Here is a 19,228-nt window from a genome sequence, read left to right as displayed (position 1 = left end):
AACATCTGTTTTTATAGGCTTCAAAAGTCTCAACACACCCCTCCCACAAGGGCACACACACACTTTCAGAGCAGTGTGATGCCCGGGGTCAGTGCTGCTGGCAACGTCAGACTCGGGGTCTCCAGCGACGCCACCGGATACGCGCAATAATCCGCCGCGTAATACGCACTGGCGCGATGATTGCCCGAGGCGCCTACCCCGCCGAACGGCGCGGTGCTGGCGGCACCGGTCAGTTGCTTGTTCCAGTTGACGATGCCCGCCCGGCTTTCTAGCCAGAACTGCTGGTAGCGCGCTTCGGAGTCCGACAGCAAGCCTGCGGCCAGGCCGTATTGAGTGTTGTTGGCCTCGACAATCGCCGCCTCGAAATCGGCGTAGCGAATCACCTGCAGCAGCGGGCCGAACAGTTCTTCGTCTTCGCGCTCGCTCACGTGCGTCACGTCGATAATGCCCGGGGTGAGCAGCGCGGCCTGGTCCTGGGGTTGAGTCATCTCCAACAGCGCGACCGCGCCATTGGCCAGCATCCATTCCTGCGCGTCCATCAACGCCTTGGCCGCCGCGAGGGAAATCACCGAGCCCATGAACGGTGCCGGTTGCTGGTCGAACGCGCCCACTTCGAGGGTCGCGCAAACCGCCACCAGGCGTGCGAGCAGGGCATCGCCCCAGGCGCCTTGCGGCACCAGCAGGCGGCGCGCGCAGGTGCAGCGCTGGCCGGCCGAGATGAATGCCGACTGGATAATGGTGTACACCGCTGCATCCACATTAGCCACTTCATCGACCACCAGCGGGTTATTGCCGCCCATTTCCAGGGCCAGGATCTTGTCCGGGCGCCCGGAGAACTGCTGGTGCAGGTGATTGCCGGTGCGGCTGGAGCCGGTGAAGAACAACCCGTCGATGCCAGGGTTGGCGGCCAGCGCGATGCCGGTCTCGCGTGCGCCCTGCAGCAGGTTCAGCACGCCCGCTGGCAGGCCGGCGTCGATCCAGCATTGCACGGTCAGCTCGGCGACTTTGGGGGTCAGCTCGCTCGGTTTGAACAGCACGGTATTGCCCGCCAGCAACGCCGGCACGATGTGTCCGTTGGGCAAGTGGCCCGGGAAGTTGTACGGGCCGAACACCGCCACCACGCCGTGGGGTTTGTGACGCAGCACGGCGGTGGCGTCGCCCAGAGGGCCGCTCTTCTCGCCGGTGCGCTCACGGTAGCTTTGCACCGAGATGGCAATCTTGTTGGCCATGCTGGTGACTTCGGTGGCCGACTCCCACAGGGGCTTGCCGGTTTCTTCACCGATGCAGCGGGCGATTTCATCGGCGCGCTTTTTCAGGGTGGCCGCGAAGGCTTCGAGCACGCTGATACGCTCCTCCAGCGAGCGCCGGGCCCAGGCCGGGAACGCCTGGCGCGCGGCCTGCACGGCGGACTCGACCTGCTCGACAGTGGCGCCGTGGCCGGCCCACAGCACCTGCTGGGTCACCGGGTTGCGCGATTCGAACAGCTCTCCCTGGCCGGCCAGCCAGCTTCCTGCGATATACAGCGAATTCATTATTTCGACTCCCGGGCAGCAGACAACGGTACGGCGCGCACTTGATCGCCCACTACCAGTTGCAGGCGCTTGGCGGTCAACGGGTCGACTACCAGCGTACCGGCAGCCAGGCGCGCCGGCGCGGCGGTGATGCGGCAGTCTTCGCGCTTGCGGTTATGGATCAGGAACGGCGTGGCGTCGTCCCCCGGCGTGCCGATGGCCAGCACCAGCGCCTGGCTATCGCGCACCGCACGGATCCTGGCGGTTTCACATTCCACTGCCGGGCCGGCGTCGAAAATATCCACGTAGCCCTGATAACTGAAACCCTCGCTCTTGAGCATGCTCAACGCCGGTTCGGTATCGGGGTGCACCTTGCCAATCACGTTGCGCGCGTCTTCGGAAAGAAAGCAGCTGTACAGCGGAAACTTCGGCATCAGTTCGGCAATGAACGCCTTGTTGCCCACGCCGGTGAGGTAGTCGGCCTGGCTGAATTCCATCTTGAAGAAGTGGCGGCCCAGGCTTTCCCAGAACGGCGAGCGTCCGGCGTCGTTGGACACCCCGCGCATCTCGGCGATGATCTTGTTGCCGAACAACTGCGGGAACTCGGCGATAAACAGCATGCGCGCCTTGGCCAGCATGCGGCCGTTGAGGCCATTGCGGTAATCGGCGTGCAGAAACAGCGAGCACAATTCGGAATTGCCGGTGAGGTCGTTGGCCAGAAACAGCGTCGGGATCTCGCGGTAGATATTCAACTCCTGTGAGGCGCTGACGGTGAGGCCGACACGGAAGTTGTACCAGGGTTCGCGCAGGCCAACGGCACCGGCAATGGCGGAAATGCCTACCACCCGGCCTTCGTCGTTTTCCAGCACGAACAGGTAGTCGGCATCGCCGCGCCCGGCGTCGCCACGAAAGGTCTTTTCGGCCCAGCCTACCCGATGGGTCAAGCGTTCCTCGTTGGCCGGCAAGGTGGTGAGGCCGGTGCCGGTGCTGCGCGCCAGATCAATCAGGGCCGGTAAATCGCTGCTGCGTACGGGACGAACGATCATGCTATCTCCTCGAACGGGCCGCTGTGGTCAGCCACCCGCGAAACTCTCTCTTTAAACCGCAACCAGACGCACACTCGCGCCTTCGCCCACGCCCAACGCTTCAGCCGCCGCCAGGTCGAGGACCACCGGTTTGCCGGGCGCGTAGTCCAGCTCCAGCATTACCGCGCGGTAATCCTGCAACTGCGCGTTGCTGACCAGGTACTGGCGGCCTGCGCCCTTGACCATCTCACCGATCTTCACTGGCACCACGCGGCTCTGGGCAATCGAGCGAATGCCCGAGACTCGTGCATGCAGGGTCGGGCCGCCGTCGAAGATGTCGATGTAATGGTCGGTCTCGAAGCCTTCACGCATGAGGATGTCGAACGTGATCTGCGCCCGCGGGTGCACCTGGCCCATCGCCTCCTGGGCGGCGTCCGGCAACAGCGGCACGTAGATCGGGTAATGGGGCATCAGTTCGGCGAGAAACGTGCGGCTTTTGAGCCCGCACAGGCGCTCGGCGGCGGCGTAATTGAGGTCGAAGAAGTTGCGGCCAATGGCGTCCCAGAATGGCGAATCACCGTTCTCGTCGCTGTAACCGACGATCTCGGTCACCACCGAGTCGGCAAAGCGCTCGGGGTGGCTGGCGACGAACAGCAGGCGGCCACGGGAATTGAGTTCCGACCACGGCGAACCGACCAGCTCAGGCACCACGTAGAAACTGGTGAGCAGGCTGTTGCCGGTCAGGTCGTGGCATTGGGAAAGCACGTGGATCTTGTTGTGGATCTTCAGCTCGCGGGAGGCGTGCACGAAGGTTTCATTACGGAAACTGTAGAACGGCTCGGAGTAACCGGCCGAGGCAACGATGGCGGAGCAACCGGCGAGCTTGCCGGTGGCGGTGTCTTCGAGCACGAAGAAATAGCTTTCTTCGCCGTTGAAACTCACCTCGGCGGCGAATGAGGCTTCGCTGGCGGCGATCTTGTCGCTCAGGCGTTCCACATCGTCCGGCAGGGAAGTGACACCAATCGGGCTGTCCGCAGCCAGACGCTGTACCTCGCCCAGGTCAGCCATTTGCGCGGGGCGCATCACCAGCATGGGGTCACTCCTTAACTCGAAAAACTCATGGGGAAAATACCGGGAAGCCCGGGTACAACTCAGTTCCAATGTGGGAGGGGGCTTGCTCCCGATAGCGGTGGATCAGTCTCTGATGTATCAACTGACAGACAGCAATCGGGAACAAGCCCCCTCCCACATTGGGTCCGGTCCGGCGGATAGATTTTTATCAGGCCTGGGTCAGCGTTTTTACCGCACGCTCAAAACGATCCAGGCCTTCGTTGATGTCTGCCTCTTCCACCACCAGACTCGGCGCAAAACGCACCACGTCCGGGCCGGCTTGCAGGACCATCAGGTTTTCTTTCTCGGCCGCGTTGAACACGTCCTTGGCCCTGCCCTTGAATGCGTCGCTGAGCACGCAACCGATCAACAGGCCCAGGCCGCGCACCTCGCTGAAAATGCCGTATTGCGTGCCGATCTGCTGCAGGCGCGCCTTGAACTGCTCGTGCTTGGCGTTCACGCCCGCCAACACGTGCGGGGTGTTGATCACGTCGATCACCGCTTCGGCCACCGCGCACGCCAGCGGGTTGCCGCCGTAAGTGGTGCCGTGGGTGCCGACCACCAGGTGTTTGGCCAGCGCTTCGGTGGTGAGCATCGCCGCAATCGGGAAACCGCCGCCCAGGCTCTTGGCGCTGGTGAGGATGTCCGGCGTCACGCCGTAGTGCTGGTAGGCGAACAGGTGACCGCTGCGGCCCATGCCGGTCTGCACTTCGTCGAACACCAGCAGCGCGTCGTTGGCATCGCACAGTTCGCGCGCGCCTTGCAGGTAAGCCAGCTCGGCCGGCAATACGCCGCCCTCGCCCTGGATCGGTTCGAGCACCACCGCGCAGGTCTTGTCCGACACGGCAGCCTTCAGCGCGGCCAGGTCGTTATAAGGAACGTGGGTGATGCCGGTAATTTTAGGCCCGAAGCCATCGGAGTACTTGGACTGGCCACCGACGTTGACGGTGAACAGCGTCCGGCCGTGGAAGCTGTTGAGCGCGGCGATGATCTCGTACTTCTCAGTGCCGAACCGGTCGAACGCCACGCGACGGGCCAGCTTGAACGCGGCCTCGTTGGCTTCGGCGCCGGAGTTGCAGAAGAACACGCGCTCGGCAAAGGTGGCGTCGATCAGCTTGTGCGCCAGGCGCAGGGCCGGCTCATTGGTGAAGACGTTGGACACATGCCACAGCCGGTTGGCCTGTTCGGTGAGTGCACCGACCAGCGCGGGGTGCGCATGGCCCAACACATTGACCGCGATGCCGCCGGCAAAGTCGATCAGCTCGCGACCGGCCTGGTCCCACACGCGCGAGCCTTGGCCACGCACAGGGATGAAGGCGGCGGGTGCGTAGTTGGGCACCATTACCTGGTCGAAATCGGCACGTTGCACCGGGGCTTGCTCAACGGACATCGGAGTCTCCTGAAGAGGAACGCCCGCCTGAAACTGGCGGACGATGCAGGGATTGTAAGGACAGTTTTCCGGGCGACCTTGCCGCCAAGCGACAACTTCTTATAGCGCAAACCCCGGTTTTACGCGGGTTTACGCCAATGCGACATATAGCATCGCAATGGCGCAGTTTAAACGGATGAGACGGTTTTTTGCGGCAGTGGCGCAGGAATTTTGCGCCTCACACCTCAACCGCGCTCGGACGGCACCGACGACAACTCGAACGGGCTGCTGCTGCGGCGCTGGTTGCGGTCTTCACGGGGGGTGGCGCCGAAGAAGTTGCGGTAGGCGCTGGAGAAGTGCGGCCCCGAGGAAAAGCCGCACGACAGGCCGATCTGGATGATCGACTTGCTGGTTTGCATGAGCATCTGGCGCGCCTTATTCAGGCGCAATTCCAGGTAATACTGGCTGGGAACACGGTTGAGGTATTGCTTGAAGATCCGTTCCAGTTGTCGTCGCGACACGCACACGTGCTGGGCGATTTCATCGGTGGTCAGCGGTTCTTCGATATTGGCTTCCATCAGCAGTACAGCCTGGGTCAGCTTCGGATGGCTGGAGCCCAGGCGGTTTTGCAGCGGAATACGCTGGCGCTCGCCGCCTTCGCGGATGCGCTCCACCACCAGTTCTTCGGAGACGGCACCGGCCAGCTCGGCGCCGTGGTCGCGGGCCAGCACCGCCAGCAGCAGGTCGAGCACCGACATGCCGCCGCAGGCCGTCAGACGGTCGCGGTCCCAGTCGAACAGGTGGCTGGTGGCAATGACCTTGGGGAAGCGCTCGGCAAAGTCGTCCTGCCAGCGCCAGTGCACGGCGGCACGGTAGCCGTCGAGCAGGCCGAGCTGGGCCAGCGGGTACACACCGGCCGACAGGCCACCGATCACGCAGCCGGCGCGCACCAGTTGCTTGAGCGCGCTGCTGAGCTGGGACGCGATGACGGTGGGCGGCTCGTCCGCCAGCAGAAACAATTTCTGAAAGCCTTCGAGCTTGCCCGCCCACGGCTCGCCCGGCAGTTGCCAGGCGCCATGGATCGGCGGCTCGGCGTGCAGAAACGACAGTTCGTAGATCACCTCCGGATGCACCCGCTGAGCAACGCGCAAAGCCTCCTCAGCCAGCGCAAGCGTCAGTGCCTTGGTGCTGGGCCAGATGAGAAAACCAATTTTGTGGGCGGTCATTGAGGCTATCCGAAACGAAGAACGGTAATGAAGACAAGGGCCAATGCTAGCCCGTAAACCAACACAAATCTCAAAAACTGATGAAGATCAATGTGGGAGGGGGCTTGCTCCCGATGGCGGTATGGCAGAGACACCTGTGTTGACTGACACACCGCTATCGGGAGCAAGCCCCCTCCCACATAAAACAAAAGCAATTCCAGGCCGTGAGGACTATTTCAGGCTGCCGGACAGGAATTGCTGCAAGCGCTCGGACTGCGGGTTCACCAGCACTTCGCGCGGGTTGCCGCGCTCCTCGACGATGCCTTTGTGCAGGAACACCAGCTGGTTCGACACCTCACGGGCAAAGCCCATTTCGTGAGTCACCACCACCATGGTGCGGCCTTCCTGGGCCAGGTCCTGCATCACCTTGAGCACATCGCCCACCAGCTCCGGGTCGAGCGCCGAGGTGGGTTCGTCGAACAGCATCACCTCCGGTTCCATCGCCAGGGCGCGGGCAATCGCCACGCGCTGCTGCTCGCCACCGGACATGTGGCCGGGGAAGGCATCCTTGCGATGGCCTACGCCGACCTTGGCCAGGTAGTGCTCGGCCTTTTCGCGGGCGTCTTTTTTCGACACGCCGAGCACATGCACCGGGGCTTCCATCACGTTTTCCAGCGCGGTCATGTGCGACCACAGGTTGAAATGCTGGAACACCATGGACAGCCGTGAACGCATGCGCTGCAACTGTTTGGGGTCGGCGGCGCGCAGGGCGCCGTCCTTGTTGGCCACCAGGTTCAGCTCTTCGTTGTTGAGCAGAATCTTGCCGGCGTGGGGCTGCTCCAGCAGGTTGATGCAGCGCAAAAAGGTGCTTTTGCCTGAACCGCTGGAGCCGATGATGCTGATCACATCACCGGCCGCGGCGGCCAGGGACACGCCCTTGAGCACTTCATGACTGCCATAGCGTTTATGCAGGTCTTGGACTTCAAGCTTGTACATGCGGTCGGTTCTCACAAAAACAGGTGGTCAGTCGTTGAGCAAGCGCCCGTGACGCAGCGCTTCGCGCCCCGCCACCTTGGCCAGCCAGAAACCCGCTTGGGCATAACGCAGCCGTTCAACGGCGAACAACACCCCCGAGGTGCCCGCACAAATGGTGCTGACGCGGTCGTTGACGGGGTCGATCACTTCAAAAATTTCATCGCCGGCGTCTACCCGTTCACCGGCTTTACGCAGGTAACTGATCACCCCGGCGTGGGGCGCGAACAGCAACTCGGTGCCTTCGAAGGGCACGCCCTCGCAGGCCTCGTACTGCGGCGCGGGCCATTCGCCCCTGATCAGCCCCTGCTCGGCGAGAAACGCGAGGATGCCTTCGGCGTGGAAGATGGCTTCGTCACGCCCGGTATCGGCCTGGCCGCCCAGCTCCAGGGTGGTCGCCAGGCACGCCAGCGGGATCTGCGCCTCGGGGAACGCCCGCGACAACCGCAGCCACGGCAACGAACAGGCCTCGTCGAACGAGCTGCCGCCGGAATCTTCCGCCAGCAGACCGACCTTCACATTCAAATGCGCCGCCAGCGAACGCCACTGCGGCCAGTGCTGGGGCAATGCGTACATGTGCAGCGCGGCTTCGGCGTCGCAATGCAGGTCGAGGACGATGTCGGCAGTGCAGGCATGGCTCAGCAGTACGCGCTGCATGCCCTGCAACTGGCTGCCGGGTTCGGGCAAGGCGTTGAGCGCGTCGCTCATGGCCTGGCGAATCAGGCGCACATTGGCATGGGGATCATCGCCAAGCTTGCCGTGCAGCAACTGCGTCACCGGCTCGCTGAGTTCGACGAAATCACGGTTGAAATTCTTGCCGCTGCCGACTTCGAAACGGCCCTGGTGGCTGCCTTGCAACAGCTGGCCCAGGCCCATCGGGTTGGCCACCGGCACCAGCTCGATCACCCCGTTGAGGGCGCCTTGCTGTTCCAGTTCGGTGAGGCGTTTTTTCAGCTCCCAGGCGGCGCGCATGCCGGGCAGTTCATCGGCGTGCAGGCTGGCCTGGATATAGGCCTTGCGCTCGCCGCTGCCAAAGCGAAACACGCTCAGTTGGCGCTCGCAGCCCAGGTGGCCCCAGGGCAACAGGTGATCGATACGTTCCATATCAGTGCTTCCGTGGAGCCAGGTAGCTCAGCCAGCGGCGCTCGGCCAACTTGAACAGGCGCACCAGGATGAAGGTCAGGCACAGGTAGAACACGCCGGCGGTGATGTAGGCTTCGAACGGCAGGTAATACTGCGCGTTCACCGTGCGCGCGGCACCGGTGATGTCGATCAGCGTGACGATGGAGGCCAGGCTCGTGGTCTGCAGCATCATGATCACTTCGTTGCTGTATTGCGGCAGCGCACGGCGCAGGGCCGACGGCAACAGGATGCGGCGGTACAGCTTATAGCGCGACATGCCCATGGCCTTGGCCGCTTCGATCTCGCCATTGGGCGTGGCCTTGAGACTGCCGGCGATGATCTCGGCGGTGTAGGCGCTGGTGTTGATCGCAAAGGCCAGGCACGCGCAGAACGTGGCGCTCGACAGCCACGGCCAGAGAACGCTTTCGCGTACGGCTTCGAACTGGGCCAGGCCGTAGTAGATCAAAAACAGCTGCACCAGCATCGGCGTGCCGCGAATCACGTAGGTATAGAGCCAGGCGATGCCGTTGACGATCGGCTGTTTGGACACGCGCATCAGGCCCAGGGGCAAGGCAGCGAGCAGGCCGAAGAACAGCGAAATGGCGAGCAGTTTGAGGGTGGTCAGCAGGCCGCCGAGGTACAGCGGCATGGCCTCCCAGATGACGTTGTAGTCGAAGATCATAGATCGGCCGCCCTTACGCCTACCGAGTAGCGCTTCTCGAGGTAACGCAAGGCCAGCAACGACACACTGGTGATCACCAGGTACATCGCCGCCACTGCGAGGAAGAAGGTAAAAGGCTCACGGGTGGCGTCGGCCGCCTGTTTGGCCTTGAACATCATGTCTTGCAGGCCCACCACTGAAATCAGCGCGGTGGCCTTGGTGAGCACCAGCCAGTTGTTGGTAAACCCGGGGATCGCCAGCCGAATCATCTGCGGCACCATCACCCGGAAAAACACCTGGAAAGCGCTCATGCCATACGCCAGGCCGGCCTCGGCCTGCCCCTTGGGAATGGCCATGAAGGCGCCGCGGAAAGTTTCCGACAGGTAGGCGCCAAAGATGAAACCCAGGGTGCCGATGCCGGCGGCCATGGGGTTCAAGTCGATATAGTCGTCAAAGCCGAGCATCGGCGCGACGCGGTTGAGCAGGTCCTGACCGCCGTAGAAAATCAGCAGGATCAACACCAGGTCGGGGATCCCGCGGATCACCGTGGAGTACAAGTCACCCAGCCAGGCCAGCCAGCGCACCGGCGACAGGCGCAGCGCGACCCCGATCAGACCCAGAACAATGGCCAAGGCCATCGACGACAAGGCGAGCTGAAGCGTCAACCATGCGCCATCGAGGATAACGGCCCCGTAGCCTTTCAACATGATTCAGGTCCTCGAAAAGGGGGATGAAAAAATGGCGCAAACTTCAGAATGCTCTGTTGCTTGCGCCATTGGGGACGGACAGCTACGACGGTTTACTTGGTTTCAGGACCGTAAATGTCGAAGTTGAAGTACTTTTTCTCGATGGCCTGGTACTTGCCGTTGGCACGGATCGCGGCAATGGCTGCGTTGATGCGGTCCAGGTTTTCCTTGTCGCCTTTACGTACCGCGATGCCTACGCCGTCGCCGAAGTATTTGACGTCGGTGAAGGCCGGGCCCACGAACGCGTAGCCTTTACCGGCGTCGGTCTTGAGGAAACCGTCTTCGAGCAGGGTGGCGTCGGCGACGGTGCCGTCGAGGCGACCGGCGGCCACGTCCAGGTAGATTTCGTTCTGGGTGCTGTAACCCTTGATGTCGGCACCTTTTGGCGCCAGCACTTCACGGGCGAAACGGTCGTGGATCGAGCCACGCTGTACGCCGATCTTCTTGCCCTTGAGTTCGTCCAGGCTGTCACTGACGGTGGTGCCTTCCTTCAATACCAGGCGCGCCGGGGTCAGGTAGTAGCGGTTGGTGAAGTCCACGGACTTCTTGCGGTCGTCAGTGATGGACATGGACGACAGAATCGCGTCGATCTTGCGCACTTTCAGCGCAGGGATCAGGCCGTCGAATTCCTGCTCGACCCAGGTGCACTTGACCTGCATCTCTTCGCACAGGGCGTTGCCGATGTCGTAGTCAAAGCCGACGATGCTGCCATCTGGCGCCTTGGAGGCAAACGGAGGGTAAGCCGCTTCGATACCAATCTTCAGAGGCTTGCCTTCAGCGAAAGCCTGCATCGACAACACGGACAGCGCCAGGGCGCCCAACAGCACGAGTTTCTTCATCATGGGACTCCATCGGTATAGGGCAAAACAGCAGTATGAGCTATGGCCCACGATGCGGCGAATAGCGGCGCTGCGTCCGTGCTCAGGCACAGCCTGCGACGACGAGCGAGTGATCGGCATTCTAACGACAGGCCGGAAGCCGATATTTCTTCAATGCGACAACAATTTACAGAAGCACTGAGAAAGCGGTTCCAGCACATTGACAGCCTCTGATTTTTATGCAGAGACAAAAGATATTAAACCTGTTGATGCTGCAAATTGCGGGCCTATTATTCGCAAACCCTTCTGGCACGGCAAGTGTGGTGTTAAATCTTATTTCAAAGGGGGATGAGGGTGCGGCTTTTTGGAGCGAGGGTGTAGGGGGATGCCTCAGGTTTGGGCGGCAGGTTACACATTTGCGCCGGGCGGTAACGCCAGGAAGTCGGTCACTGCAGAAGTGGATATTTATTGGTAATAGAGATTGGCCCTGCCAATGTGACTCAAAAAATGTGGGAGGGGGTTGCTGTCGAGGGCGGTGTGTCAGCCACAGAGGTTTGACTGATACGCCGCCATCGGGAGCAAGCCCCCTCCCACATTGGAGTTTCTGTGTTGGCCGAGCCTTACGCGGCGTTCATGGTCTTGTGCGTTTCGATCAATTGCGCCACCACACCCGGATCAGCCAGGGTGGAGATGTCGCCCAGCCCGTCGTACTCAGCCGTAGCAATCTTGCGCAGGATGCGCCGCATGATTTTCCCCGAACGCGTCTTCGGCAAGCCCGGCGCCCACTGGATCACGTCCGGCGAGGCAATCGGGCCGATCTCCTTGCGCACCCAGTTCTTCAGCTCCAGGCGCAGCGCTTCGTTCGGCTCTTCGCCATTTTTAAGGGTGACGTACACATAGATGCCCTGCCCCTTGATGTCGTGCGGCACGCCCACCACCGCCGCTTCCGCGACTTTCGGGTGCGCCACCATGGCACTTTCAATCTCCGCCGTGCCCATGCGGTGGCCGGACACGTTCAGCACGTCGTCCACCCGCCCGGTGATCCAGTAGTAGCCGTCCTCGTCACGCCGCGCACCGTCACCGGTGAAGTACATGCCACGGAAGGTCTTGAAGTAGGTGTCCACAAACCGGTCATGGTCGCCAAACAGCGTACGCGCCTGGCCCGGCCAGGAATCGAGGATCACCAGATTGCCTTCGGCGGCGCCTTCAATCAGGTTGCCCAGGTTATCCACCAACGCCGGCACCACGCCAAAGAACGGCCGCGCCGCCGAACCCGGCTTGAGCGCATGGGCGCCCGGCAGCGGGCTCATCATGTTGCCGCCGGTTTCGGTCTGCCACCAGGTGTCGACAATCGGGCAACGGGATTGGCCGACGTTCTTGTAGTACCAGTCCCACGCTTCCGGGTTGATCGGCTCACCCACCGAACCGAGCAGACGCAGGCTGCTGCCGTCGGCGCCTTCGCAGGCAGCGGTGCCCGAGGCCATCATTGCGCGGATTGCGGTCGGTGCGGTGTAGAGGATATTGACCTTGTGCTTGTCGACGATCTTCGCCACCCGGGTGATGTCCGGGTAGTTCGGCACGCCTTCGAACAGCAAAGTGGTCGCGCCATTGGCCAGCGGGCCGTAGACGATGTAGGTGTGGCCGGTGACCCAGCCAACGTCGGCGGTGCACCAGTAGATTTCGCCCGGACGGTAGTCGAACACGCGCTCATGGGTGAGCGCCGCGTACAACAGGTAGCCGCCGGTGGTGTGCTGCACGCCCTTGGGCTTGCCGGTGGAGCCGGAGGTATAAAGGATGAACAGCGCTTCTTCAGCGCCCATCTCTTTGGGCGCACACACGGTGCCGGCCACTTTCATCAGGTCTTCGTACCAGATGTCGCGATGCTGGTTCCACTTGATCGCGCCATTGGTGCGCTTGCACACGATGACCTTCTGGATGCTGCTGGTTTCCGGGTTGGTCAGCGCGTCGTCGACGTTGGCCTTGAGCGGAATCTTCTTACCGGCACGGATGCCTTCGTCGGCGGTGATCACCACTTTCGACTTACAGTCGATGATGCGACCGGCCAGGGCTTCCGGGGAAAAGCCACCGAACACCACCGAGTGGATCGCACCGATGCGGGTACAGGCCAGCATGGCGACCACGGCTTCGGGGATCATCGGCATGTAGATGGTCACCACGTCGCCACGGTGCACGTCCTGGCCACGCAGGGCGTTGGCGAACTTGCAGACCTGCTCATGCAGCTCGCGGTAAGTGATGTTGCGGCTCTCGGCAGGGTCATCGCCCTCCCAGATGATCGCGATCTGGTCGCCACGCTCGGCGAGGTGACGGTCCAGGCAATTGTAGGAAACGTTCAAGGTGCCATCGGCGAACCACTTGATGTCGACATGGTGATCGTCGAACGAAGTCTGCTTCACCGTGGTGAAAGGCTTGATCCAGTCCAGACGCTGGGCTTGCTCGCGCCAGAAGCCATCGGGATTGACCACCGACTGCTGGTACATCGCCTTGTAGGTCGCCTCGTCGGTCAGCGTGTTGGCTGCTACTTCGGGACGAACGGGGTACAGGGAAGCCGCACTCATCTTTCTTACCTCGGTGACATAGTTGTTGTTGTATGGCCCAGTTGTAGCCGGGCCAGACCTATAGAACCATTCGACGATGGTAGTAACAAGACCCTACAAATTGCCCCGCCATAGCCCTTGCTGCTCTGGCCCGCGCCCCGTGGCGCTTTGCGACGTACTGAAAAAACCCTGATCGGCCGATTGTTACAAAAACCACCAAAAGTGTTTATCAAAAGCACGGGTATATGAACAACGCCCGCACGCCTAAAATCAACTCCGCCAACAAGGCACCGCGATTAACAACGCAACAGCCCCCACCCAGGCCACGTTAATCCGAACTTCCCAACTCTCAAGTGACACGCGTGGCCTCACAAGGGCCTCGTGACCCCTCTCGCCCTGAAAAAGGTAGACAGACCCGATGAAAGCTTTATTGATAATGACCCTCAGCAGCCTGTGCGCCACCGCCGCCCTGGCCGACGAGGCCCCCACTGAACTCGCCGGCCGCGACGCGCCGATTGTTGAAGACTACAGCTACAGCACCCACCTCGATGTCGCCAAGGTGGTGCACATGAGCAACGTTCCCGATGTATGCCGCGTGGTACCGGTGCAAATGGAATATGACGATTCCCAGGGTCAGCGGCATATTCTCAAGTACCACGTGATGGGCGGCGGTTGCTCCAACGGATAAGCGGATTCTTGCTCGCCGCAGGACATTGCTCTTGCGGCCAAGAGCCATCTGCTGACTGGAATGCGATTCAGGCGCTGCCCCCAATCCCATTGTGGGAGCGGGCTTGCTCGCGAAGGCGATAGCCGCCACACCACCACAATACTCGCCAAATGCCCTCCCCCAGCATCAACAAACCACCCCACCCCCCCTCAAAAATTTCCAGCCTCGCTAACCCCCTGTAAATCCTCGCCTTAGCCCAAATACCCGCCTGCCTGCGCCCCCACCGTGACCATCCGCCACAACACAAAGCCGATTTTTTCCCTATAATGCGCGGGTAAATCGGGCCTGCAATATCCCTTTACACAGGGACGAAGAGCCAGACCTGAGGCATCGCCAGGGCAAGCACCTGCACCTGCGCCCCTCAAGCCTCACGCAGCACCCGTTAGCCCATTCCGTTTTTTTGCCTGCGCGAGCTGTTGCAACAAACGATTCCTTAAGATCCACCGCGGCCCGAGGGCCGTGTGAACACCCAACCATCCGGTTTCACACGGGCACCTTTGCGCCCTCACGCAGGAGACGACACGTCATGCTGAGCTGGGACGAATTCGACAAAGAAGAAGACGGCGAAGTCGCCACCAAAGGCGCCAATGCCGGCCACGCCACCGAAGCCAACATGGACCGCCTCGACGGTGCCGGCGCCGCAGCCGCCATCGAAGCCCGCGCCGTCACCGCCAGTGACTCCGCCGCCATCGTGCGCGCCAAGGCAGCGCTGGACAAACTCGACGTCGCCGAAGGCCTCGCCGAACTCGAAGGCTCCGCCGCCCGCGTCGCCGTCGACGAAAAGCGCATGATCAACTGCCGCGCCGACCTCAACCAGCTCGTGCCTTTCAAATACGACTGGGCCTGGCAAAAGTACCTCGACGGCTGCGCCAACCACTGGATGCCGCAAGAGGTCAACATGACCGCCGACATCGCCCTGTGGAAAACCCCCGAAGGCCTTACCGACGACGAACGCCGCATCGTCATGCGCAACCTCGGCTTCTTCTCCACCGCCGACTCGCTGGTCGCCAACAACCTGGTGCTGGCCGTGTACCGCCTGATCACCAACCCGGAATGCCGCCAGTACATCCTGCGCCAGGCCTTCGAAGAAGCGATCCACACCCACGCCTACCAGTACTGCATCGAATCCCTGGCCATGGATGAAGGCGAGATCTTCAACATGTACCACGAGATTCCATCGGTCGCCAAAAAGGCCGCCTGGGGCCTCAAGTACACCCGCTCGATCTCCGATCCGAAGTTCGAAACCGGCACCGTCGACACCGACAAAGAGCTGCTGCGCAACCTGGTCGCCTACTACTGCGTATTGGAAGGCATCTTCTTCTACTGCGGCTTCACCCAGATCCTCTCCATGGGCCGCCGCAACAAGATGACCGGCGTGGCGGAACAGTTCCAGTACATCCTGCGTGACGAGTCGATGCACCTGAACTTCGGTATCGACGTGATCAACCAGATCAAAATCGAAAACCCGCACCTGTGGGATGCCGAGATGAAGGAAGAAGCGACCCAGATGATTCTGCAGGGGACGCAACTGGAGATTGAATACGCGCGGGATACCATGCCGCGCGGCGTTCTCGGCATGAATGCGGCGATGATGGAGGATTACCTCAAGTTTATTGCTAATCGTCGGTTGTCGCAGATTGGGCTTAAAGAAGAGTATCCGGGGACTACGAATCCGTTCCCTTGGATGAGTGAGATTATGGATTTGAAGAAAGAGAAGAATTTCTTTGAGACTCGGGTTATTGAGTATCAGACGGGTGGTGCGTTGAGCTGGGATTGATGATAGCAAAACGAAATGCTATAAAAGGCTAACCTACATGGACGTTGGGAAGCTTTTAGAAGGCCCCGCACATGCGGGGCTTTTTTATTTCAAGGAGCTAAAAAATTGGCTAGAGCAAAAAAAATACTTAAACCTCAGACTAAAACGCTTACGTTCTATAACAATAAGGGCGGCGTATCTAAAACAACCACGCTCTTTAATGTTGGCGCGTATCTATCTAAAGCCGGTAAAAAAGTTTTATTTATCGATGCAGATTCTCAATGCAACCTGACAGAGCTGTTTTTTGCTAACGACACCGAATATTTTGACAATCCTTCGAAGAAACTACCCGGCGATTCAATCCTTGATGTTTTTCGCCCACGCCTAGATGGCGCAGCAGCCAGAATCAACGTAGAAAATGTCAAGCTTGCGGAATCCAACATATATCAAAATCTGTTTCTTGTAAGAGGTGATATCGAATTCAGCGCTCAAGCAGAGCCTTATTTTGGCACGTCGATAAACCAAGCCATCACTACAAACATAAATGAAAAAAACACTTATATTAGTTTTCGCAGACTTATAAAAGACCTCGGACAGCATCTTGAATTAGATTATATTCTAATAGATTTAGGACCGAGCACGGGCGCCATTACTAGACTGGCGTTCCTCGCATCTGACAGATTTATTATTCCAGTAACCCCCGACCGCTTTTGCTACCTCGGAATAAACACGCTACCCAAACTCATCGAAGACTGGATAAAACATGACAAAATTATATTGAGCACTCTTGAACCTTACGGCATTGAAAGCAACTACGGCTCACCTGAATTTTGCGGACTAATAAATCAAAACTTTCAAGTTCATAAATCCCTGATTAAAGAATCATATCAAAAATGGTCAAAAAAAATAAAAACCGAAATAAAGTCAAAACTGATGGGTTCAAGCATAATTCGCATTAAGCAAAATCTTAGTGATCCGATAATCTGTTCAATTGAAAACTTAGGCCAGCTAGTTCCCGTATCACAAATGCTCGGAAAGGCCATCTTTGACTTAACGCAAGCGGATTCAGCACTTGCATCGAAAAGCGGTATCCAATTTTACGGAAGCGTATGGGAGCCTTGGGAGAAAAAAATTAAAGCTTACCGCGCCGAAATTCAAAAAATCACTGAGGCTGTCGAGTGATGGCGTATTCGTACTTTGCCTTCTTGGATGTCATGGGCTACCGATATTATTTAAAGAAAGACGAACTTGACGGCACAGAAATTTTCAAAGAAAAACTAATAACCTCATATAGAGCATTCGAACAAATAGATCTCGCCACCCTCAATCACAAGAGCATATCTGACTCTATATTTATGAGCTCTGCAACGGACATTGTTGGCTTTCTAAAAGCGACGAAAAATGTTTATCTTAGATTTTTAGAAAACGGTCTTTTGATACGGGGCGGAATAGCATATAACAAACACTTCCAAAACCAACATATAACTTACAGTCACGCACTAACAGACGCCTACAACCTAGAGTCTTCCAAATCTCTATTCCCAAGGATACTAATTCACAAATCAGTATTAGAGAAGCTAAAAAATGAGAGTCAAGGAGATGCACAAAGCCAGGAGCTATCTCAACTAATTCAGCAAAGATTGATAATAAAGTGTGGAGAACATTACCAACTTCACATTATAGACAAACAAAATTGGTCAACCGTTTATGAACACGCGAAGCTTGTCTACAAATCCAATGAAAAAGCTATAAATGAGGATCCTAAATTATTTGAGTATCACACATGGCTTCATAATTATATCTTTCACTTCAAACCCACGCGTAGTAAAAAACAGAAATATATCGAGCATTTCGAATTTTTAAGCTGAATTACCATTGTCAGACCAAAACGTGATGAGGTCTGCATTGACCATGCAGTCGGTTCTGCATATGCTGCATTCGGTGCCTAAGAAACACCTCACACAGCGGACTGACCGCACCCGACAGTAGCGGCTTTTTTGTGCCTACGGTTTTCTCGTGGGCATCGAAAATCTCTGTTATGCCGGGAGTGGGCTAATAAAAGACCCGAAAGGGGAATATGTCCGGCCCTCTGTGTGGGGTTTCTTAACTCCCGGCACCCAGCCCTAAGAAAGCTGAAATCACACAGAGGTAATGGAAAATGCCTAGAATTTTCACCTTCCGAGCGAAGCCTTACTACTACGTAAGAAACGCCGTTGGAGCGCCTCTGGCCTCGGAGGTATGCCATGCATGATCCCCTTGTTCCTATCGTATTCACACGTCAAAACCTCTCTCTGCACACCCTCCTTCTGGAAAACCAACCCTGGTTCTGCGCTCGCGACCTTGGGCGTTTAATGGGCTGGTTTCTGGATGAGCGAACGACCCGCAAACTCGATGAAGACCAGCGAAGAACTATAAAACTGTTATTCCACGGCCAACCTGAAGAAATGCTGATGATCAGCGAGTCCGGAGCCTACGCATTACTGGTCTATCACTACACGCCAGGCAATCGCCTACTCCGTAGCTGGCTCACCCATGAAGTCGTACCGACTTTGCGGGACGAGTGGCAGCCCCAGACGGCAGAGCGCCCGATGTTGAGCATGTTGGATTGGCCAGAAATGTCGTTAAACCTATTGCATTGGCAGGATGAAGGCTGGATACGCCTTCGGGATATGCCGTACTTGCTGGTGAATCGCACCTACCGTAAAGAGTCAGCAAGGCTTCCGTGGTGGCGAAAGCTCATTCAACCTTTCCGAACGAAGCAGCACACTTACTGACGTAAACGAGCGCCAAATCCAACCGACGTGTAGGAAATTTCCTAGACGCAATAATGGCTACTTAGTATCGTCCGAGGGTTTTCTACCCTCGGCGGCTGTATGGATAGTACGAAAGACAAAACGGATTGGAGCGACGCGGAGCTGGCAGCGGCGGTCGAGGCTTATCTAAAGATGTGGACCTGGGAAAAGACCGGGCAACCCTTCAACAAAGCCCTCGAAAACCGTCTTCTGCGCGAGGGCCCGGTTGCCGGTCGCGCAAAAGGCTCCATCGAATTCCGTATGCAAAACATCTCCACCGTACTCGTCCAAATGGGTTGGGACCGTATCCAAGGCTATAAGCCAGCCAAAAACGTAGGCTCAGGCGTAGAGCAGCGCATCCGTCATGCCCTAGCTGCACAGGGTATCTTTGAGTCCGAAGACGCTGCCCAAACTGCCGATGAGCAAACACTTATCCGCCGCGCCTGCAAACTTCAGCAACAACCGTTCCCAAAACTACCGGACGGCATCGTCCAACCGCAGAAAGTGTCCACCGTCAGCGCAGCCTTTGTGCGTGACCCAAAGGTTCGCGCTTGGGTACTGAAGCAAGCCAACGGAATCTGCGAAGGCTGCGGTTCAAATGCGCCTTTCGAGGTCGACGGCCAGCCATTTCTTGAAGTACATCACGTCAAGCACCTCGCCCAGAAGGGTTCGGATCGCATCTCCAATGCTGTAGCCTTGTGCCCCAATTGCCATCAGCGTTGTCACCGGTCGAGCGACCGGGATGCTTTCACTGAAGCGCTTTACGCCAAAGTCGGAAGATTGGCACGGGAGTAAACTC

The 19,228-nt window shown here is 58.6% G+C and carries 17 protein-coding genes; 6 read left to right on the top strand and 11 right to left on the bottom strand.

Annotated elements, in window-relative coordinates; genetic code table 11:
- Positions 1–65 precede the first annotated feature (65 nt).
- From astD to acs, 11 genes are all read right to left on the bottom strand, one after another.
- Positions 66–1,535, bottom strand: a complete 1,470-nt coding sequence (gene astD / locus ACXX81_RS04185; protein ID WP_458572565.1) for a succinylglutamate-semialdehyde dehydrogenase — start codon at positions 1,533–1,535, stop codon at positions 66–68.
- Positions 1,532–2,557, bottom strand: coding sequence for an arginine N-succinyltransferase (astA, locus tag ACXX81_RS04180; protein WP_209984012.1), 1,026 nt, complete (start codon positions 2,555–2,557; stop codon positions 1,532–1,534). Before astA ends, astD begins: the two co-directional genes overlap by 4 nt.
- Before the next feature lie 51 nt (positions 2,558–2,608).
- The gene (gene aruF, locus ACXX81_RS04175; RefSeq protein WP_209984015.1) at positions 2,609–3,628 is read right to left on the bottom strand and encodes an arginine/ornithine succinyltransferase subunit alpha; all 1,020 of its coding nucleotides are present in this window, start codon (positions 3,626–3,628) and stop codon (positions 2,609–2,611) included.
- 187 nt (positions 3,629–3,815) lie between these two features.
- A complete protein-coding gene (locus ACXX81_RS04170) occupies positions 3,816–5,036 on the bottom strand; it encodes an aspartate aminotransferase family protein (RefSeq protein ID WP_209984016.1) in 1,221 nt (406 codons plus the stop codon).
- Positions 5,037–5,260: 224 nt separating this feature from the next.
- Positions 5,261–6,241 carry a GlxA family transcriptional regulator gene (locus tag ACXX81_RS04165; protein ID WP_057010051.1) on the bottom strand — a complete coding sequence of 327 codons (981 nt, stop codon included), beginning with the start codon at positions 6,239–6,241 and terminating at the stop codon, positions 5,261–5,263.
- Between the two features lie 210 nt (positions 6,242–6,451).
- The gene (locus ACXX81_RS04160) at positions 6,452–7,216 is read right to left on the bottom strand and encodes an ABC transporter ATP-binding protein (RefSeq protein WP_209984018.1); all 765 of its coding nucleotides are present in this window, start codon (positions 7,214–7,216) and stop codon (positions 6,452–6,454) included.
- A 27-nt stretch (positions 7,217–7,243) separates the two neighbouring features.
- The gene (locus ACXX81_RS04155) at positions 7,244–8,356 is read right to left on the bottom strand and encodes a succinylglutamate desuccinylase/aspartoacylase family protein (RefSeq protein ID WP_231422916.1); all 1,113 of its coding nucleotides are present in this window, start codon (positions 8,354–8,356) and stop codon (positions 7,244–7,246) included.
- A 1-nt stretch (position 8,357) separates the two neighbouring features.
- Complete coding sequence (locus ACXX81_RS04150) at positions 8,358–9,056, bottom strand: ABC transporter permease (RefSeq protein ID WP_209984023.1); 699 nt, start codon at positions 9,054–9,056, stop codon at positions 8,358–8,360.
- On the bottom strand, positions 9,053–9,742 hold the full coding sequence (locus tag ACXX81_RS04145) for an ABC transporter permease (RefSeq protein ID WP_057010047.1): 690 nt from the start codon (positions 9,740–9,742) through the stop codon (positions 9,053–9,055). The genes ACXX81_RS04150 and ACXX81_RS04145 overlap by 4 nt, the downstream gene beginning before the upstream one ends.
- A 92-nt stretch (positions 9,743–9,834) precedes the next feature.
- Positions 9,835–10,620, bottom strand: coding sequence for an L-arginine-binding protein AotJ (locus ACXX81_RS04140; protein ID WP_003233533.1), 786 nt, complete (start codon positions 10,618–10,620; stop codon positions 9,835–9,837).
- Positions 10,621–11,219: 599 nt separating this feature from the next.
- On the bottom strand, positions 11,220–13,175 hold the full coding sequence (gene acs / locus ACXX81_RS04135; protein ID WP_209984025.1) for an acetate--CoA ligase: 1,956 nt from the start codon (positions 13,173–13,175) through the stop codon (positions 11,220–11,222).
- 397 nt (positions 13,176–13,572) lie between these two features.
- Here acs and ACXX81_RS04130 point away from each other — a divergent pair, with 397 nt between their 5' ends.
- The 6 genes from ACXX81_RS04130 to ACXX81_RS04105 all read left to right on the top strand — a co-directional run bounded on the left by ACXX81_RS04130 (position 13,573) and on the right by ACXX81_RS04105 (position 19,224).
- On the top strand, positions 13,573–13,842 hold the full coding sequence (locus tag ACXX81_RS04130) for a DUF2790 domain-containing protein (protein ID WP_231422915.1): 270 nt from the start codon (positions 13,573–13,575) through the stop codon (positions 13,840–13,842).
- Positions 13,843–14,407: 565 nt separating this feature from the next.
- Positions 14,408–15,658, top strand: coding sequence for a ribonucleotide-diphosphate reductase subunit beta (locus ACXX81_RS04125; protein ID WP_209984029.1), 1,251 nt, complete (start codon positions 14,408–14,410; stop codon positions 15,656–15,658).
- A 105-nt stretch (positions 15,659–15,763) separates the two neighbouring features.
- Positions 15,764–16,819 (top strand): ParA family protein, encoded by a 1,056-nt coding sequence (locus ACXX81_RS04120; protein ID WP_458571256.1) that lies wholly within the window; start codon positions 15,764–15,766, stop codon positions 16,817–16,819.
- Positions 16,819–17,505, top strand: coding sequence for a hypothetical protein (locus tag ACXX81_RS04115; RefSeq protein WP_458571255.1), 687 nt, complete (start codon positions 16,819–16,821; stop codon positions 17,503–17,505). The genes ACXX81_RS04120 and ACXX81_RS04115 overlap by 1 nt, the downstream gene beginning before the upstream one ends.
- 375 nt (positions 17,506–17,880) lie before the next feature.
- Entirely contained in the window at positions 17,881–18,411 is a 531-nt protein-coding gene (locus tag ACXX81_RS04110) for a BRO-N domain-containing protein (RefSeq protein WP_458571254.1), read from the top strand.
- 99 nt (positions 18,412–18,510) lie between these two features.
- The gene (locus ACXX81_RS04105; protein ID WP_458571253.1) at positions 18,511–19,224 is read left to right on the top strand and encodes an HNH endonuclease; all 714 of its coding nucleotides are present in this window, start codon (positions 18,511–18,513) and stop codon (positions 19,222–19,224) included.
- Positions 19,225–19,228 lie beyond the last annotated feature (4 nt).

It is taken from the genome of Pseudomonas sp. GNP013, from assembly GCF_054343995.1.
The sequence above is the reverse complement of the archived record's forward strand: the minus strand, read 5'-3'. Positions and strand labels throughout refer to the sequence as shown.

Coding starts and splice junctions, on each gene's coding strand:
- ACXX81_RS04110 (WP_458571254.1), top strand. CDS start 17,881: ATGCATGATCCCCTTGTTCCTATCGTATTCACACGTCAAAACCTCTCT.
- astA (WP_209984012.1), bottom strand. CDS start 2,557: ATGATCGTTCGTCCCGTACGCAGCAGCGATTTACCGGCCCTGATTGAT.
- ACXX81_RS04145 (WP_057010047.1), bottom strand. CDS start 9,742: ATGTTGAAAGGCTACGGGGCCGTTATCCTCGATGGCGCATGGTTGACG.
- ACXX81_RS04170 (WP_209984016.1), bottom strand. CDS start 5,036: ATGTCCGTTGAGCAAGCCCCGGTGCAACGTGCCGATTTCGACCAGGTA.
- ACXX81_RS04155 (WP_231422916.1), bottom strand. CDS start 8,356: ATGGAACGTATCGATCACCTGTTGCCCTGGGGCCACCTGGGCTGCGAG.
- ACXX81_RS04105 (WP_458571253.1), top strand. CDS start 18,511: ATGGATAGTACGAAAGACAAAACGGATTGGAGCGACGCGGAGCTGGCA.
- ACXX81_RS04115 (WP_458571255.1), top strand. CDS start 16,819: ATGGCGTATTCGTACTTTGCCTTCTTGGATGTCATGGGCTACCGATAT.
- ACXX81_RS04130 (WP_231422915.1), top strand. CDS start 13,573: ATGAAAGCTTTATTGATAATGACCCTCAGCAGCCTGTGCGCCACCGCC.
- ACXX81_RS04165 (WP_057010051.1), bottom strand. CDS start 6,241: ATGACCGCCCACAAAATTGGTTTTCTCATCTGGCCCAGCACCAAGGCA.
- ACXX81_RS04150 (WP_209984023.1), bottom strand. CDS start 9,056: ATGATCTTCGACTACAACGTCATCTGGGAGGCCATGCCGCTGTACCTC.
- ACXX81_RS04125 (WP_209984029.1), top strand. CDS start 14,408: ATGCTGAGCTGGGACGAATTCGACAAAGAAGAAGACGGCGAAGTCGCC.
- acs (WP_209984025.1), bottom strand. CDS start 13,175: ATGAGTGCGGCTTCCCTGTACCCCGTTCGTCCCGAAGTAGCAGCCAAC.
- ACXX81_RS04140 (WP_003233533.1), bottom strand. CDS start 10,620: ATGAAGAAACTCGTGCTGTTGGGCGCCCTGGCGCTGTCCGTGTTGTCG.
- ACXX81_RS04160 (WP_209984018.1), bottom strand. CDS start 7,216: ATGTACAAGCTTGAAGTCCAAGACCTGCATAAACGCTATGGCAGTCAT.
- aruF (WP_209984015.1), bottom strand. CDS start 3,628: ATGCTGGTGATGCGCCCCGCGCAAATGGCTGACCTGGGCGAGGTACAG.